Below are 16,628 nucleotides of genomic sequence, written 5' to 3'. Positions count from 1 at the left end.
CGGAGACGCCGGGTGTCACAGCCGCGGTTATAGCCACGGAGGGATGGTATCGCGGTTGAGGATTTCGTCAAAGGTTGGTCGTGCCCGTATGACAGCGAAGTGATCCCCGTTGACCAGCACCTCGGGGATCAGGGGCCGCGTGTTGTATTCCGAGGCCATCACGGCGCCGTAGGCCCCCGCGCTGCGGAAGGCCACAAGGTCGCCCTCGGCCACCAACGGCAGGTCGCGGCCCTTGGCAAAGGTGTCGCCGGTCTCGCAGACCGGGCCGACCACGTCGAACTCCTGCGTCGGGGCAGCGACGGGCGGCTCGGCGACGGGCACGATGTCGTGGTGCGCGCCGTACATCGAGGGGCGGACAAGGTCGTTCATCGCGGCATCGAGGATCAGGAAGTCGCGGCCCTCGCCGTTCTTCACGTAGATGACCTTCGACACCAGGATACCGGCATTGCCACTGATCAGGCGGCCGGGTTCGATCTCGATTTCGCAGCCAAGATCGCCCACCGTGCGCTTGATGAGCGCGCCGTAGTCGGTGGGTAGCGGCGGGGCCTCGTTCGACCGGGTGTAGGGGATGCCAAGCCCTCCGCCCAGATCAAGGCGGGTGATCGTGTGACCCTCGGACCGCAGACGGCGGGTCAGGTCGGCGACCTTGAGGTAGGCCTGTTCGAAGGGTTCCAACTCGGTCAGCTGCGACCCGATGTGGACGTCGATCCCGATGACCTGCAGGCCGGGCAGGCGGGCGGCTTCGGCATAGACCTCGGACGCGCGGGCGATCGGGATGCCGAACTTGTTTTCCTTTTTCCCCGTCGCGATCTTCTCGTGGGTCTTGGCGTCGACGTCGGGGTTGATGCGGATGGTGATCGGGGCGGTGACACCAAGGGAGGTCGCCACCTCGGACAGGGCCCGCATCTCCGGTTCGGATTCCACGTTGAACTGCCGGATGCCGCCGGTCAGCGCCAGCCGCATCTCGTCCCGCGTCTTGCCGACGCCGGAAAAGACGATCCGGTCGCCCGGCACGCCCGCCGCCTTCGCACGCAGGTATTCCCCGCCCGAGACCACGTCCATCCCGGCACCCAGGTTGCCCAGCGTCTTCAGCACCGCGACGTTCGACAGCGACTTGATGGCGAAGCAGACGAGGTGGGGCAGGGGGGACAGAGCCTCGGTGAAAAGCTTGTAGTGCCGGGTCAGGGTGGCGGTGGAATAGACATAGAACGGCGTGCCAACCTCGGCCGCGATATCGGCAATCGCGACGTCCTCGGCATAGAGGGTGCCGTTCTTGTACTGGAAGTGGTCCATCGTCGCCCCCGGTGCTTCCGCGCCGTCATATCTGCGCGCGCGACGGCTGCAAAGGGACGATTTCTGGCAGGAAAGCCTTCGGACAATGACTGAAGGCGGCTTAACCGCGCACCCGCGCCAGCACTTGGGCCAGCGCCGTCTGAAGGGCACGCGCCCCGCCCTCCTCGCCGAAGACGCGGAATATCTGCTCGTTCAACCCGCCCTTCGTCGAATACTCCTGGCGCAGATCGGCAAACGCCGTGCCACCGGACTCGGCCACGCCACCAAGGTTGGCGAACAGTCCCGCAAGATAGGCGCGCGCGGCCGGTTCGGGCAGACCCTGCTCCACCAGCCAGTCCTGCGCCGTCTCGAGAATGCCGAAGTAGCTCCCCATCAGCGCCGAGCCGACGGCCAGCAGGTCGAATTCTTGGATCGTCTGGCACTCCACCGCCGACCCAAGGGTGGCGAAAAGCCCGGCAATTTCACGGTCTGGCGGATAGATTGGCGTGACGCCCTTGCGGTTGGCGACGAAGGGTAAGGGGATCGCCCTTGTTATCGGCAGGTCAAGCCCGATCCAGTCTCGGACCCACTCGATCCGGGTTGCAGCGATCAGGCTCAGGACCTTCTGGTCGGGCCGAAAGGCAAGGTCCCGCACCACCTCTTCGGCCACCTGGGGGCGGATCGCCAGAACGACGAGGTCGCAACCATCCACAACCATCTGGTTGCTGGCAGCCACCGTCACCTCGGGAAACCGCCGTGCAAGGTCTGCCGCCACCACCGCCCCACGCGGAGACAGCAGCACCTCGAAGCCAGACTGCCCCCCCGCACACAGACCCTCGACCATCGCCGCAGTCATGGTCCCAGCCCCGATGAAACCCAGGCGCATTGCGACTCCTCAAGTGCTGGCGGTGTGGTGCAGGCTCTGGGTTAACGTCCGAACAGACGGACCCACTGAAAGAAAGGTCAGTGGTATCCGCCCAGCGTCGACAGGTCAGGCGGCCTGTTCGACCACCGGCCGCCGGATCGCCGACGCCGCATCACGGACCAGAGGGCGGAACTCCGCACCACCCGCATCCAGCAGCTCGAACAACTGCCGGCGCATCCGGGGGTCCCAGAAGTCGTTGATGTGGGACGCCAGCAGGGCCACGCCCTCGGCGTGCGGCTTCGTCTCCATGAACTGCGCGATCTGGTTCGCCATCCGCGTGATCTTCTCAGCCGACATGGGCCTGCTCCATCTTCAAACGATCGGTATGCGAGAAGACCTCGAACCGGTCCCCCCGTGCCAGGGCGATAAGGGTGATCCCCGCCCGTTCAGCCAATTCCACCGCCTCGGCCGTCGGGGCCGAGACCGCGATGATCATCGGCGCGCCCAGCATGGCGACTTTCTGGACCATGTCGGTGGACACGCGGCTGGTCAGCACCACCGCGCCCTGCGGCGCGATACCCTGGCTGGCCATTCCGCCGACCAGCTTGTCCAGCGCGTTGTGCCGCCCCACGTCCTCACGCGCCAGCTGCACCCGCCCGTTCCAGAACGCCGCGCCATGCACCGCCCGCGTGGCGTCGTGGAGCCGCTGTTCGCCCGGCAAGGCCGCCACCGCCGCCAGTACCTGAGACGGCGACATCCGGAAGGCCGACGGCGCGACCACCGGAACCTCGCGCAAGGCCTGCTCGATGCTGTCGATCCCGCACAGCCCGCAGCCCACCGGGCCGGACATCGTCCGGCGGCGGGACGACAGCCGCGCCTCGGCTTCCGGATGCAGCCAGATCTGCACGTCCAACCCGCGCGGAACCGGCTCCACCTCGACCGACAGGATCTCCTGCGGCGAGGCGATGCCTTCCGTGACAGCAAACCCGACCCCGAAATCCTCCAGGTCCGCCGGCGTCGCCATCATCACCGCCTGCGTCGTCCCGTTGAACGACAGCGCGACGGCCACTTCTTCGGGCAAGACCCGTTCCCCGGCCGCAACCGACGAACCGAAGACCAGCCGGGGAGTGGCCCGCGTGCCCTTCATTCCGCTGCCAGAATCCGCCGCGACAGCGCCGCCTGTGCTGCGTATTCCTCTTGCCACTCGGACGGGCCGTTGGACGGAGACACCTGAACCGCCGTCACCTTGTATTCCGGGCAGTTGGTCGCCCAGTCACTGAAGTCGGTGGTGATGACGTTGGCCTGCGTGTCCGGGTGGTGGAAGGTCGTATACACAACCCCCGGCGACACCTTGTCGGTGATCGTCGCCCGCAGCGTGGTTTCCCCCGACCGCGAGGCCAGGCGCACGAAGTCGCCCTCGTGGACGCCCCGGTTCTCGGCGTCGTGCGGGTGGATCTCCAGCACGTCCTCGTCATGCCAGACCACGTTCGCCGTCCGCCGGGTCTGCGCGCCCACGTTGTACTGCGACAGGATACGCCCCGTGGTCAGCAGCAGCGGGAAGCGCGGGCCGGTCTTTTCGTCCGTCGCCACGTATTCAGTCCGGATGAACTTGCCCTTGCCGCGGACAAACCCGTCGATGTGCATCAGCGGCGTGCCCTCGGGCGCCTTCTCGTTGCAGGGCCACTGGACCGAGCCCATCGTCTCCAGCTTCTCGTAGTTGACCCCGGCAAACGACGGCGTCGTCATGGCGATCTCTTCCATGATCTGGCTCGGGTGGGTGTAGTTCCAGCCCGCCCCCATCGCATTGGCGAAGAGTTGGGTCACTTCCCAGTCGGCATAGCCCTGCTTCGGCGCCATCACCTTGCGGACCATGTTGATCCGACGCTCGGCGTTGGTGAAGGTGCCGTCCTTTTCCAGGAAGGACGAGCCGGGGAAGAAAACATGCGCGTAGTTCGCGGTTTCGTTCAGGAACAGGTCGTGGACGATCACGCATTCCATCGCCGCCAGACCCGCCGCGACGTGGTGGGTGTCGGGGTCGGATTGCAGGATGTCCTCACCCTGGCAGTACAAGCCCTTGAACGTGCCTTCCACCGCGGCGTCCAGCATGTTCGGGATGCGCAGGCCGGGTTCCGGGTCGATGGTCACGCCCCAGGCCGCCTCGTAGATCGCGCGAACCTCGGGGTTCTTCACATGGCGGTAGCCCGGCAGTTCGTGCGGGAAGGAGCCCATGTCGCAAGAGCCCTGCACGTTGTTCTGACCGCGCAGCGGGTTCACGCCCACGCCCTTGCGACCGATGTTGCCGGTCAGCATGGCCAGGTTGGCGATACCGATCACGGTGGTTGACCCCTGCGAATGTTCGGTCACGCCCAGCCCGTAGTAGATCGCCCCGTTGCCGCCGCCGGCATACAGCCGCGCCGCCTTGCGAAGCTCCTCTGCCGGGACACCGGTCAGGATTTCCGTCGCCTCGGGCGAGTGGTTCGGGGTCGAGATGAACTCGGCATAGTCCTGGAATTCATCCCAGTCGCAGCGGGTGCGGATGAACTCTTCGTCGTACAGCTTTTCGGTGACGATCACGTGGGCGATGGCCGAGACGACGGCCACGTTGGTCCCCGGCGTCAGCGCAAGGTGATGCGCCGCCTTGTAATGCGGGCCTTCCACGGTTTCCGTCCGGCGCGGGTCGACGACGATCAGCTTCGCACCTGCGCGCAGCCGCTTCTTCATCCGGCTGGCGAACACCGGGTGCGCGGCCGAAGGGTTCGCACCGATCACCATGATCACGTCCGATTCCTCGACGGAGTCGAAGTCCTGCGTCCCGGCGCTGGTGCCAAAGGTCTGGCCCAACCCATAGCCGGTGGGCGAATGGCAGACGCGGGCGCAGGTGTCGGTGTTGTTGTTCATGAACACCGCGCGGGTCAGCTTCTGAACAAGGTAGGTCTCCTCGTTCGTGCAGCGGCTGGAGGTGATCACGCCCACCGAGTTGCGGCCATACTTCGCCTGGATGCCCTTCATCTTGGCGGCGGCAAATTCCATCGCCTCAGCCCAGGACACTTCCTGCCAGGGCTGGTCGATGCTGTCGCGGATCATCGGCTTCAGGATGCGGTCCTGGTGCGTGGCGTAGCCATAGGCGAAGCGGCCCTTGACGCAGGAGTGGCCCCGGTTGGCCTTGCCGTGCTTGTAGGGGGTCATGCGGACAAGCTCGTCGCCCCGCATCTCGGCCTTGAAGCTGCAACCCACGCCGCAATAGGCGCAGGTGGTGATGATGCTGCGGTCGGGCGTGCCGATGTCGATGACCGACTTTTCGGTCAGCGTCGCGGTCGGGCAGGCCTGCACGCAGGCGCCACAGGAGACGCAATCCGAGGCCAGCGCGTCATCGGTCTTGGCGCCGAACGACACGCGGCTGTCAAAGCCCCGGCCCTCGATGGTCAGCGCGAAGGTGCCCTGCACTTCCTCGCATGCCCGGACGCAGCGCGAGCAGACGATGCATTTCGCCGGGTCATAGGCAAAGTAGGGGTTCGAGTTGTCCTTCGGCAGCCACTGCGGGTTGGCCTCGCCGCTGGTGTTCTTCACCGTGAAGTGGTTGGCGAATTCGCCTTTCGGCGCTGCCTCATACCGCACATCACGCAGGCCGACGGCCCCGGCCATGTCCTGCAACTCGCAGTCGCCGTTGGCGGCACAGGTAAGGCAGTCCAGCGGGTGGTCCGAGATGTAAAGCTCCATCACCCCGCGGCGCAGGTCCTTCAGCTTGCCGGTCTGGGTCTTGACCTTCAGGCCGGGTGCTACGGGAGTGGTGCAGGACGCCGGGGTGCCGTTCCGGCCCTCGATCTCGACCAGGCACAACCGGCAGGACCCGAAAGCCTCCATGTTGTCGCTGGCGCACAGCTTCGGGACGGAAATCCCGATCTCGGCCGCCGCGCGCATGATGCTGGTGCCTTCCGGCACGGTCACGTCAAAGCCGTCGATCGTCAGCGTGACCATCGTCTTGGACTTCGAGGCAGGGGTGCCGAAGTCGCGGTCGGGGATGATGAAGTCTTTCATCTTATTAGCCTTTCCGTGCGGCAAGCTGGTGGGCGACAATGGCGTTGGCGTGGCCGTGGCCCATCGCGTGGGTGTCTTTCAGGAAAGCGACGATCGCCATGTGCGGCTGGTCGAGCTTGTCCTGGATCTGGTCGAACCAATGACCCACGGGCTGGCCGTATTTCTTCTCGATCGAGGGGAAATACGACGCCGGGCCTTTGACGGCATCGGTCATTCGGCTGCCTCCTTCGCGCGGGCGAAGTCGTCGGGGAAGTGCGTCAGTGCGCTCATCACCGGATATGGGGTGAAGCCGCCCAAAGCGCAAAGCGAACCGGATTTCATCGTGCTGCAGAGGTCGGTCAGCAGCGGAATCGCGCTGACGTCACCGGCGGCCAGACGGTCCAGCGTCTCGACCCCCCGCACCGCGCCGATGCGGCAGGGGGTGCATTTGCCGCAGGATTCGATGGTGCAGAACTCCATCGCGAAGCGGGCCATGTGCAGCATGTCGGTCGTGTCGTCGGCGATGGTCAGACCGGCGTGGCCGATCAACCCGTCCTTTGCGCCGAACTCCTCGTACCCGAACGGCGTATCGAACAGCGACGGCGGGAACCAGGCGCCCAAGGGGCCACCCACCTGCACCGCCTTGACCGGACGACCCGAGGCCGTACCGCCGCCGATCGCATTGACGATCTGGCCGAGGGTCAGGCCGAACGCCACCTCATAAAGCCCACCGCGTTTCACGTTCCCGGCGATCTGCAGCGGGATCGTCCCACGGCTGCGGCCCAGCCCGAAGTCCTTGTAGAACGCAGCCCCCTTGGCCATGATCACCGGCACCGAGGCCAGCGAGATCACGTTGTTGACCACGGTCGGGCGACCCATGAACCCCTGCAGCGCCGGCAACGGCGGCTTGGCCCGGACCACGCCCCGCTTGCCCTCCAGGCTGTTCAGCAGCGAGGTCTCCTCGCCGCAGACATAGGCCCCGGCGCCGACGCGAACCTCCATGTCGAAGGCCGGGCCCAGCACCTTGGCGTCCTGGGCGATCTTCACCGCGGCTTCCATCACCCGGATCGCCACCGGGTATTCGCTGCGGATGTAGACGTAGCCCTTGGTCGCCCCGCAGGCCAAACCGGCAATCGCCATGCCCTCGATCAGCGTGAAGGGGTCACCCTCCATCAGCATCCGGTCGGCAAAAGTGGCGCTGTCGCCCTCGTCCGCGTTGCAGACGATGTACTTCAGCTCGCCCGGCGCCTCGGACACCGTCTTCCACTTGATCCCCGTCGGGAAGCCCGCGCCCCCGCGCCCGCGCAGGCCGGACTCCGTCACCTCGGCCACGATTTCGGCCTTGGTCATCTTGGCGGCGCGTTCCAGCCCGACAAGGCCGCCATGCGCGACGTAATCCTTCAGCGACAGCGGATCGATCACACCCACCCGGGCAAAGGTCAGACGGGTCTGACCCTTCATCCAAGGCAGTTCATCGACCAGTCCGTGGGCCTTCGGATGTGACGCCAGATCGCCGAACAGCCCCGGCACATCCGCCACGGTCATCGGGCCGAAACCCAGGCGGCCAGCATCGGTCACCACTTCGACCAGCGGCTCCAGCCAGACCATCCCGCGCGAGCCGTTGCGGACGATCTCGACCTCAACCCCACGCGACGCAGCCTCGGCCGCAATCGCCGCAGCCAGCTTGTCGGCCCCCAAAGCGACGGCAGCACTATCCAGCGGAACGTAAAGCTTCATTTCGCCACCTCTGCCAGCACGCTTTCGTCACAGCGACCGACCAGCCGCCCGTCGACCATCGCCGCCGGTCCGCAGGCGCACAGGCCCAGGCAGAACACCGGCTCCAGCGTCACGCGTCCGTCGGGGGTCGTCTCGTGCCAGTCGATGCCCAGCGCCGCTTTGATCCGGTCCGCCACCGCGTCCCCGCCCACGGTCTGACACGCCTCGGCCCGGCACAGCTTCAGCACATGCCGCCCGACAGGTGCCGCGCGGAAATCGTGGTAGAAGCTGATCACTCCGTGCACTTCCGCCTTCGACAGCATCAAGGCCGCCGCGATCTGCGGAATGGCGCTATCCGGCACATAGCCGAACGCCGCCTGAATCGCGTGCAGGATGGGAAGGAGCGGCCCCTCCAGCCCCTGATGCGCGTTCAGGATCTCGGCGATCCGGTCGGAGTGGACGTGGGAATCAAGCATGCGGGCAAACCTCTGGCTAGCATGCAAATGTATACCCCCGGATTGATAGGCTAATCAATGTCGATATACCGTCAGTCGATAGACGTAGCCTATCGAAACAGTCTGACCGCTTCATCGACCAGCGCCTGCAAGACCGGTGTCTGCGGGTCCCGACGGGCCGCGATCAGGCCGACGGTGTGCTCGGCCTCCGGCTCGACGATAGGGATCGAATGCAACCGCCCATCCGCCACGAACATGTCGGCCAGTTTCTTCGGCACCACGCTTGCCCAGCGCCCGGTCAGCACATGCGCTACCAGCGCCATCGTGGAGTTCGACTCGATCATCGGCGCCGCATCCACGCCGGCCTCGCCCAGGTGCTGGTTCACGATCCGCCGGTTCTGCATGTCCGAGGTCAGAAGGCACAAGGGCACCGTCGACAACTCGTTCCAGGTGACATGCCGACGCGAGGCCATTTCTGACCCCGGTGCAATCAGCAACCGGTAGAACTCCGTATACAAAGGCACCTGCGACACCCGGCCCAGGGGCTCGTTGTCCAGGTAGGTGATCCCGGCCTCAAGATCCAAGGCCTCGATCCCGGTCAGGATCTCGACGCTGGTCCGCGACAGGATCGACACCCGGACGTTAGGGTGCTTTTGCGTGAAAGGTCCGGTCAGGTCCGCCACCATCGGCAGCGCCGTCGGGATGACCCCGATCCGCAGATTGCCCGATAGGCCCGACCGCACCACACGCATCTCATCCTTGAGTGCCCGCACATCGCCGACGATGCCCAGCGCGCGATCCAGCACCCGCTGGCCTTCGGGCGTCAGGCCCTGGAACCGGCTGCCCCGGAAGACCAGCTGCACGCCCAGCTGGTCCTCCAGCTGCCGGATCGCACTGGACAGCGAGGGCTGCGTCACCCCGCACACCTCGGCCGCGCGACCGAAGTGCCGCTCCTTGGCCAATGCGATGAACATTTCCAGCTTGTCGATCATTGCCGAACCCTGCCGCGCCCTGCCCTTGCCCGCAAGCCCCAGACGCCTTACCTCTGGCGCCATGCGCCGCTTCATCCCCTTCCTGCCCAAACCCACGCTTGTCCCCGTGATCCGCCTTGGCGGCACCATTGGCACCGGCACCCGCAGCCTGAACGACGAGGCATTGACCCCGCTGATCGAGAAGGCGTTCAAGTTGAAGCCCGCCGCCGTGGCGCTTCTGGTGAACTCGCCGGGCGGATCGGCGGTCCAGTCCTCGCTGATCGCGGCGCGCATCCGGCGTTTGGCCGAGGAAAAGAAGGTCCCGGTCCACGCCTTCGTCGAGGATGTCGCGGCCTCGGGCGGCTACTGGCTGGCCTGCGCGGCCGATGACATCTGGGTGGACGAAAGCAGCCTCGTCGGCTCCATCGGCGTGATCTTCGCCAGCTTCGGCTTCCCCGAGTTGATGGCGCGCCAAGGTGTCGAACGCCGGGTCATCACCGCGGGACGGTCCAAAAGCTTTGCCGACCCCTTCCTGCCGCAGAAGCCCGAGGACATCGATCGCCTCAAGGCCCTGCAGACCCCGATCCATCAGGCCTTCATCGACCACGTCCGCCGCAGTCGGGGAATCCGACTGGACGACAGCGCGGACCTCTTCAACGCCGACATCTGGACCGGCCAGCAGTCGGTGGACCTGGGCCTAACCGACGGAGTCGCCCACATGACCCCGAAGCTGAAAGAGCTTTACGGCGACAAGGTGAAACTCGTTCCCCTTGGCCGCAAGCGCAGCCTCTTCCAGCGTTTTGGCCTGTCGCTGGTGGATGAGACCCTGGGTGCGGTCGAGGACCGGGCGCTTTGGGCAAGGTACGGCCTCTAGATGCTGTTCAAGGTCATCCTCTTCTTCCTTCTGGCAATGGTCCTCGTCGCCCTGATCGGCCGAGCGCTTTTCCCCGGCGCGCTGCCCCGAGTGATGCGGAAACGCAAAGTCGCCCCTGTCTGCGGCAAATGCGGGCGCTACCTGATCGGCACGAAGACGTGCGATTGCGGGGGCAAGGCGAAATGACGGCACTGGTAACGGGCGCAGGCAAGCGGCTTGGCCGCGCGATGGCGCTTTATCTCGCGCAGCGCGGGCACGATGTTGCCGTGCACTACGCGTCCTCCGCCGACGAAGCCGAAACCGTCGTCGCCGAGATCCGCGCGATGGGCCGCAAAGCGCAGTCCTTCCATGCGGACCTTCTGGACGAGGCGCAGGTCCAGGCGCTTGTCCCCGCCGTCACCGCCGCATTGGGACCGCTGACCGTGCTGGTGAACAACGCCTCGATCTTCGAATACGACCGGATCGACACCGCGACGCGCCAAAGCTGGGACCGCCACATCGAATCCAACCTGCGCGCGCCCTACGTCCTGATCCAGGCCTTTGCCAAGCAATGCCCCCCAGCCACCATGGACGACAACGGCGAGCCCTTGGCCCAAGGCCTGGTCGTCAACATGATCGACCAGCGCATCCTGAAACTGACGCCCGAGTTCAGCACCTACACCCTCGCCAAGATGGGCCTCTGGGCGCTGACCCAGACCGCCGCGCAGGGCCTCGCCCCGCATGTCCGTGTCAACGGCATCGGGCCCGGCCCGACGCTGAAGGGTGCCCGGCAAAGCCAGGACCACTTCGACCGCCAGCGCGCCGCCACCGTCCTTGGCCGTGGCGCGAACCCGCAGGACATCACCGCGGCGCTGGGGTTTTTCCTGGATAGTCCAGGCGTCACCGGCCAGTTCATCGCCGTCGACGGTGGCCAGCACCTCGGCTGGAAAACGCCTGACGTTCTAGGCGTGGAATAGCCCTTCCATCGGTCACCCGCGGCAACTTGTCCACTTCTTAAGGCGGGTTCACGTGTCCGTCATAATTCACGTGGAAATTCAGGGATTTGCAAAACTCGCGAAAATCTTTATAACGTTTTCAAAGGGTTCCCTATGTGCCTAAAATATAGGCATCCCGGTGAAGAGGCCTTAAAACAAGGGAAATTCGACGCTCCCGAAATCTTCTCCGCAGAGTTATCCCCAGATTCCGTGGACAGCTTTGCTCTTGCTTAGACCCCGGTTCGGTGGCAGCCCGGACCAAGAATCGACATAGTGTAAATCATGGACGAAAAACCCCGCAGCGGACATGAGGTGATCCAGGATTACCTGAAGACTCTCGACGGTAGCCCTGGGGTCTACCGGATGCTGAATGCCGCGTCCGAGGTGCTGTACGTCGGCAAGGCCCGCAACCTGAAGGCCCGCGTATCGAACTACGCCCGCCCCTCGGGCCACTCCGGCCGCATCGCCCGGATGATCTTCGAGACCGTCTCGATGATGTTCCTGACCACCCGGACGGAACTTGAGGCGCTGCTTCTTGAACAGAACCTGATCAAGCAGCTGAAGCCGCGCTACAACGTGCTTCTGCGCGACGACAAGTCATTCCCGAACATCCTGATCTCGGCCGAACACCCCTATCCGCAGATCAAGAAGCATCGCGGCAAGAAGTCCGAAAAGGGCGCCTACTTCGGCCCCTTCGCCAGCGCGGGCGCCGTCAACCGCACCCTGAACCAGCTGCAGAAGGTCTTCCTTCTCCGCAACTGTTCCGACTCCATCTTCGACAGCCGCACCCGCCCCTGCCTGCAATTCCAGATCAAGCGCTGCAGCGCGCCCTGCGTCGGCAAGATTTCCCCCGAGGGTTACGCTACCCTCGTCGACGACGCCAAACGCTTCCTCGAAGGCAAGACCACCTCGGTCCAGGCCGACCTGGCCCGCGCCATGACCGAGGCCTCGGCCCAGATGGAGTTCGAACGCGCCGCCGCCCTGCGCGACCGGATCAAGGCGCTGACCCAGGTCCAGCAGACCCAGGGCATCAACCCGCAGGGCGTCTCCGAAGCCGACGTCGTCGCCCTCCACCTCGAACACGGGCAGGCCTGCGTCCAGGTCTTCTTCATCCGCGCCAACCAGTCCTGGGGCAACCGCGACTTCTACCCCAAGACTGGCGCGGGGGCCGAAGCGCCCGAGATCATGGAGGCCTTCCTCACCCAGTTCTACGACGATAAGGAACCGCCCCGGTTGATCCTTCTGTCGCACCCCGTCGACAACCCCGACCTCGTGGCCGAGGCGCTGTGCATCCGCGCCGGCCACAAGGTCGAGCTTGCCATTCCCCAACGCGGCGAGAAGGCCGAGCTGGTGGAAAACGCCGCCCGCAACGCCCGCGAAAGCCTTGCCCGCCGGATGGCCGAGTCCACGACGCAGAACAAGCTCCTCACCGGCCTCGCCGAAGCCTTCGACCTCGACGCCCCGCCGCAGCGGATCGAGGTCTACGACAACTCCCACATCCAGGGCACCAATGCCGTGGGTGGCATGATCGTGGCCGGGGCGGATGGCTTCCTGAAATCGCAATACCGCAAGTTCAACATCAAGTCCGAGGCCGGGGCCAATTCCGACGACTTCGGCATGATGAAGGAAGTCCTGACCCGCCGCTTCGAACGCCTGCTGAAGGAAGACCCGGAGCGGAAGTCCGACATGTGGCCCGACCTTCTGCTGATCGACGGCGGCCAAGGTCAGGTCTCGGCCGTGGCCGGGATCATGTCGGAACTCGGCGTCGAAGACATCCCGATGGTCGGCGTCGCCAAAGGCATCGACCGCGACGCCGGGAAAGAAGAATTCCACCGCCCGGGTGAGCGCCCCTTCGCCCTGCAACGCAACGACCCCGTCCTCTACTTCATCCAGCGCCTGCGGGACGAGGCCCACCGCTGGGCCATCGGCGCCCACCGCGCCAAACGTGCCAAGGCCGTCAGCCTGACCCCCCTCGACGACATCCCCGGCATCGGAGCCACCCGCAAACGCGCCCTCCTGCAACACTTCGGCAGCGCCAAGGCGGTGGCGCGGGCGGGGCTGTCGGACTTGCAGGCGGTGGACGGGATTTCCGAGGCAATGGCCAAGACCATCGCGGACTACTTCTCGGCGAAGGGGTGATGGCACCTACAGAGTAGGGTGTGCTTCAGCGCACCAGTGGAACGTGTCGCTATCTCAGTTTCTTCTGACGATAAAGACGCCTGCTGACATAAGATCGGCCAAGTTTTCGCTCGAGATCGGACAAGCAACACAACTCTTTCCGTCCAGGCGCCACTGGTTTTTTTGGTAGTCTCCAATCCACCCCAAAACCCCCTCAACCAGCCCCTCCGTCACCGCCTCCCGCGTGATCTCCAGCGTCACCGCCTGCAACCGCACCCCCTCCCCAAACACGGCCGCAAGGTCCTCCGGGTCGACCAGCATCACGCTTGCGGGATCGGCGATGTCGCCAAACGTCACCAGTATCGGATACTGATAGTCCGGCAGCGTGATCACACCCGCCGCGCGGTCGCGCTTGCCCTGGACCTCGGCGAACAGCGCTCCGTCGATCACCCGCCCCTCGCGCCCGGCGATCGAGGCGGCTGCGACCGAGCCCATGTATTCCGTCGTCCCCGCCCCTTTGAGCAGTGCAAACAGATATCGCCCCGGCGTGACCTCGACCACCACCGCCTCGCCGGTCAGGCCATAACTCCAGCCCATGCCATCCCAATCGAACCACTGCTTGCGCCACCTGACCGCGCTGACCGCGGAGGCCGAGACCTCGCCCGACGGGCTCTCGACGGTGATGGTCAGTTTCTGATGCCAGCTGTACCGTCCCTGCGAGAAGACCACCCAGCCCAACGCAACCAGCACCGCAGCAACAACCAGAACCCTCTTCATCCCAATCACCCAACCTCAACCGCACCGCCTCACCCTACCACACCAACGCCCGGCGGCCCCCTCCGACCCCCTGCCCATTCACCTTGCCCCAAATATCCCCGCCGGAGGCATCCGCCGCCCACCCCAGGCGCTCCCCCAACCCCTCAGCGCACCAGACACCCCAAGCGCCTCCCCTTCCCATCCGCGGGGAGGGGCCGGGGGTGGGGGGCACCCGCCCAACCCCGATTCGCGACGGATGGTTAACGGCCCCCCGTGCATACGCGCGTATGCATGGGGTGTAGACGCGATGTAGACGGAAAGAAGACGCCGTATCTACAGCCAACCCCTTGATCTAACACGGCGAACGCCGGACCAGAGGCTACTTCACCACGAACCCATGCGCAAACGGATCGCGGTCGTCGATGAAGATCGTGTTGATCCCCGTCTGCCGCGCCCACCCGGCGATGGAGGGTACAATCGCCTCCCGCCCTGCCACCGTGGCCGCCGCCTCGACCCGCCCCTTGAAGATCGACCCGATGATGCTCTCATGGTGGAACTCGTCGCCCACGGCCAGCTTCCCCTTCGCCACCAGCTGCGCCATCCGGGCCGAGGTCCCCGTCCCGCAGGGGCTGCGATCAATCGCTTTTTCCCCATAAAACACGGCGTTACGCGCATGCGCCCCCGGCACCGTCGGCTTGCCGGTCCACAGGATATGGCTCAGCCCTTGGATCGCCGGATGCTCCGGATGCACGAACTCATACTTCGCATTCAGCGCTGCCCGCAGCTTCGGCGACCACCCCACCAGCTCCCCCGCCGTATGGTCGGCCATGTCGCGGAACGCCTTCTGCGGCTCGACAATCGCATAGAAGTTGCCGCCATAGGCCACGTCCACAACGACCTCGCCCAAACCCTCCACCTCCGCCGTAAGTCCTTCTGCATAAAGGAAACCCGGCACATTGGTCAGCCGCACTTCCTCAACAAACCGCCCGTCCTGTATATACGAAACCTCGACCTTCCCAGCTGGAGCATCCACCGCCAACCGCCCCGGCGCGCGCGGGGAAATCAGCCCGTTCTCGATCCCCATCGTCACCGTCCCGATCAGCCCATGCCCGCACATCGGCAGGCAGCCCGAGGTCTCGATGAACAGCACCCCCACGTCGCAGTCCGCCCGTGTCGGCGGGTACAGGATCGACCCCGACATCATGTCGTGCCCCCGGGGTTCGAACATCAGCCCAGTCCGTATCCAGTCGTAATCCTTGAGAAAATGCGCCCGACGCTCCAGCATCGTGGACCCCTCAAGCCGGGGTCCCCCACCCGAAACCAACCGCACCGGGTTGCCGCAGGTGTGCCCGTCGAGGCAGGAGAATGTATATACGGCCATGTCAGAACCTTTGCGGGCTGAAAGGAGTCAAGTCGACCGGCAGGCTAGCATTTGTCAGCAGATCGGCCACCAGCCGCGCAGTCCCGGCGCTTTGGGTCAGGCCCAGGTGACCGTGGCCGAATGTATATACAATCTGTGGTGACACCCGCGACCGCCCGATGGCGGGCAGGCTGTCGGGCAGCGACGGGCGGAAGCCCATCCACTGCTTGCCGCCTTCAGTCTTCAAGCCCGGAAAGAAAGCCTTTGCTTTTCGCAACATAGCCTCGGACCGCTTGTAGTTCGGCGGCAGGGACAGGCCCCCAAGTTCGACAGCCCCACCCACCCTGATGCCAGTGGACAAGCGCGAGATGACGAAGCCGTGGCCGCCAAATGTCACCTGGCAACGCAGGTCCACAGCGTCGGCGGGAAGCGTGGTGTTGTAGCCGCGCTCGGTCTCCAGCGGGATGCGCTCGCCCAAAGTCGCGGCGATGCGGTGCGAGTGGGCACCCGCAGACAGGACGACCTTGTCGGCGGTCAGTGGCTCGCCCTTTGTCTGTATATATACACCCTCGCCCTGCAATTGGATGCCCGTCACCTCAGCCCGCAGGATCGCGCCGCCATTCGCCCTGAAACGTTCAGCCAGGGCCAGAACATAGTCTTTCGGATCGGCAATCGACCACCAGCCGGGGGTAAAGGTGCCATGCGTGAAGCGGGGCGAGAGGCCGGGTTGCAGGGCGGCCATCTCCTCTGCGTTGATGTGGCGGAAGTCGATCCCATGGGCGGCGCGGGCTTTCCAGCCAGAAAGCGAGGCGCGGAACTCGGCCTCGCTTTCGTAGACCTGCAGGTTGCCGTCCTTACGGAGCATCCCAAGGGTGCCAGTGGCGGTGAGGAACGGCTCCAACTCCGTCCGGGAGAGGTCCATCAGCGCGGTCTGGGCGGCAGTGGAGGCCGCAACGGCACGGGGGGAACAGGCGCGCCAGAAGCGGTAAAGCCAAGGGGTGATCTGCAAGGCATAGGCGGGTGGGATGGTCAAAGGCCCGAGCGGGTCCAGCAGCCACTTCGGCGCCTTGCGCAGGATGCCGGGGGAGGCGAGAGGCAGGATGTCGGTAAAGGCGAAAGCCCCGGCATTGCCAGCCGACGCCCCGGCAGCGGGGCCTTCGCGGTCCAGCACGGTGACCGAAAGACCCCGCGCTTGCGCCATCAGGGCGGCGGAAAGGCCGACGACTCCGGCCCCGATGACGATGACCTTCATG

Annotated in this window: 16 protein-coding genes; 4 read left to right on the top strand and 12 right to left on the bottom strand. The window is 65.3% G+C overall.

The window, feature by feature from the left end; translation table 11 throughout:
* Nucleotides 1-27: 27 nt before the first annotated feature.
* The 9 genes from lysA to Q0C42_RS04630 all read right to left on the bottom strand — a co-directional run bounded on the left by lysA (nt 28) and on the right by Q0C42_RS04630 (nt 9,314).
* A complete protein-coding gene (gene lysA / locus Q0C42_RS04670) occupies nt 28-1,293 on the bottom strand; it encodes a diaminopimelate decarboxylase (protein ID WP_295072633.1) in 1,266 nt (421 codons plus the stop codon).
* 100 nt (nt 1,294-1,393) lie between these two features.
* Entirely contained in the window at nt 1,394-2,158 is a 765-nt protein-coding gene (locus Q0C42_RS04665) for a pyrroline-5-carboxylate reductase (protein WP_295072631.1), read from the bottom strand.
* A gap of 105 nt (nt 2,159-2,263) precedes the next feature.
* Entirely contained in the window at nt 2,264-2,494 is a 231-nt protein-coding gene (locus tag Q0C42_RS04660; protein WP_295072628.1) for a formate dehydrogenase subunit delta, read from the bottom strand.
* Nucleotides 2,484-3,284 carry a formate dehydrogenase accessory sulfurtransferase FdhD gene (gene fdhD, locus Q0C42_RS04655; RefSeq protein WP_295072625.1) on the bottom strand — a complete coding sequence of 267 codons (801 nt, stop codon included), beginning with the start codon at nt 3,282-3,284 and terminating at the stop codon, nt 2,484-2,486. Before fdhD ends, Q0C42_RS04660 begins: the two co-directional genes overlap by 11 nt.
* Nucleotides 3,281-6,172 carry a formate dehydrogenase subunit alpha gene (fdhF, locus tag Q0C42_RS04650; protein ID WP_295072622.1) on the bottom strand — a complete coding sequence of 964 codons (2,892 nt, stop codon included), beginning with the start codon at nt 6,170-6,172 and terminating at the stop codon, nt 3,281-3,283. Before fdhF ends, fdhD begins: the two co-directional genes overlap by 4 nt.
* Before the next feature lie 4 nt (nt 6,173-6,176).
* On the bottom strand, nt 6,177-6,386 hold the full coding sequence (locus Q0C42_RS04645; RefSeq protein WP_295072620.1) for a DUF4287 domain-containing protein: 210 nt from the start codon (nt 6,384-6,386) through the stop codon (nt 6,177-6,179).
* Complete coding sequence (locus tag Q0C42_RS04640; protein ID WP_295072617.1) at nt 6,383-7,888, bottom strand: NADH-quinone oxidoreductase subunit NuoF; 1,506 nt, start codon at nt 7,886-7,888, stop codon at nt 6,383-6,385. The genes Q0C42_RS04645 and Q0C42_RS04640 overlap by 4 nt, the downstream gene beginning before the upstream one ends.
* Nucleotides 7,885-8,343, bottom strand: coding sequence for a formate dehydrogenase subunit gamma (locus tag Q0C42_RS04635; RefSeq protein WP_295072614.1), 459 nt, complete (start codon nt 8,341-8,343; stop codon nt 7,885-7,887). Before Q0C42_RS04635 ends, Q0C42_RS04640 begins: the two co-directional genes overlap by 4 nt.
* A gap of 89 nt (nt 8,344-8,432) precedes the next feature.
* On the bottom strand, nt 8,433-9,314 hold the full coding sequence (locus Q0C42_RS04630; protein WP_295072611.1) for a LysR family transcriptional regulator: 882 nt from the start codon (nt 9,312-9,314) through the stop codon (nt 8,433-8,435).
* 61 nt (nt 9,315-9,375) lie between these two features.
* On the opposite strand from Q0C42_RS04630, the gene Q0C42_RS04625 reads away from it, so the two are divergent.
* From Q0C42_RS04625 to uvrC, 4 genes are all read left to right on the top strand, one after another.
* The gene (locus Q0C42_RS04625; protein ID WP_295072609.1) at nt 9,376-10,167 is read left to right on the top strand and encodes a S49 family peptidase; all 792 of its coding nucleotides are present in this window, start codon (nt 9,376-9,378) and stop codon (nt 10,165-10,167) included.
* The gene (locus Q0C42_RS04620; RefSeq protein WP_295072606.1) at nt 10,168-10,353 is read left to right on the top strand and encodes a hypothetical protein; all 186 of its coding nucleotides are present in this window, start codon (nt 10,168-10,170) and stop codon (nt 10,351-10,353) included.
* Nucleotides 10,350-11,123: an SDR family oxidoreductase gene (locus Q0C42_RS04615; protein WP_295072603.1), complete on the top strand. Its 774-nt coding sequence runs from the start codon at nt 10,350-10,352 to the stop codon at nt 11,121-11,123. The genes Q0C42_RS04620 and Q0C42_RS04615 overlap by 4 nt, the downstream gene beginning before the upstream one ends.
* Before the next feature lie 300 nt (nt 11,124-11,423).
* Nucleotides 11,424-13,280 carry an excinuclease ABC subunit UvrC gene (uvrC, locus tag Q0C42_RS04610; protein WP_295072600.1) on the top strand — a complete coding sequence of 619 codons (1,857 nt, stop codon included), beginning with the start codon at nt 11,424-11,426 and terminating at the stop codon, nt 13,278-13,280.
* Nucleotides 13,281-13,334: 54 nt separating this feature from the next.
* Here the strand turns inward: uvrC and Q0C42_RS04605 are convergent, their stop codons facing one another.
* From Q0C42_RS04605 to Q0C42_RS04595, 3 genes are all read right to left on the bottom strand, one after another.
* Nucleotides 13,335-14,036, bottom strand: a complete 702-nt coding sequence (locus Q0C42_RS04605; RefSeq protein WP_295072597.1) for a hypothetical protein — start codon at nt 14,034-14,036, stop codon at nt 13,335-13,337.
* 358 nt (nt 14,037-14,394) lie between these two features.
* Complete coding sequence (locus Q0C42_RS04600) at nt 14,395-15,396, bottom strand: 4-hydroxyproline epimerase (protein ID WP_295072594.1); 1,002 nt, start codon at nt 15,394-15,396, stop codon at nt 14,395-14,397.
* A 1-nt stretch (nt 15,397) separates the two neighbouring features.
* Nucleotides 15,398-16,627: an FAD-binding oxidoreductase gene (locus tag Q0C42_RS04595; protein ID WP_295072591.1), complete on the bottom strand. Its 1,230-nt coding sequence runs from the start codon at nt 16,625-16,627 to the stop codon at nt 15,398-15,400.
* Nucleotide 16,628 lies beyond the last annotated feature (1 nt).

This window comes from Tabrizicola sp. (genome assembly GCF_022842145.1).
In the GTDB taxonomy this organism is placed as follows: domain Bacteria; phylum Pseudomonadota; class Alphaproteobacteria; order Rhodobacterales; family Rhodobacteraceae; genus Tabrizicola.
Note: the sequence above shows the minus strand (reverse complement) of the source record. Positions and strands in the feature narration are given on the sequence as shown.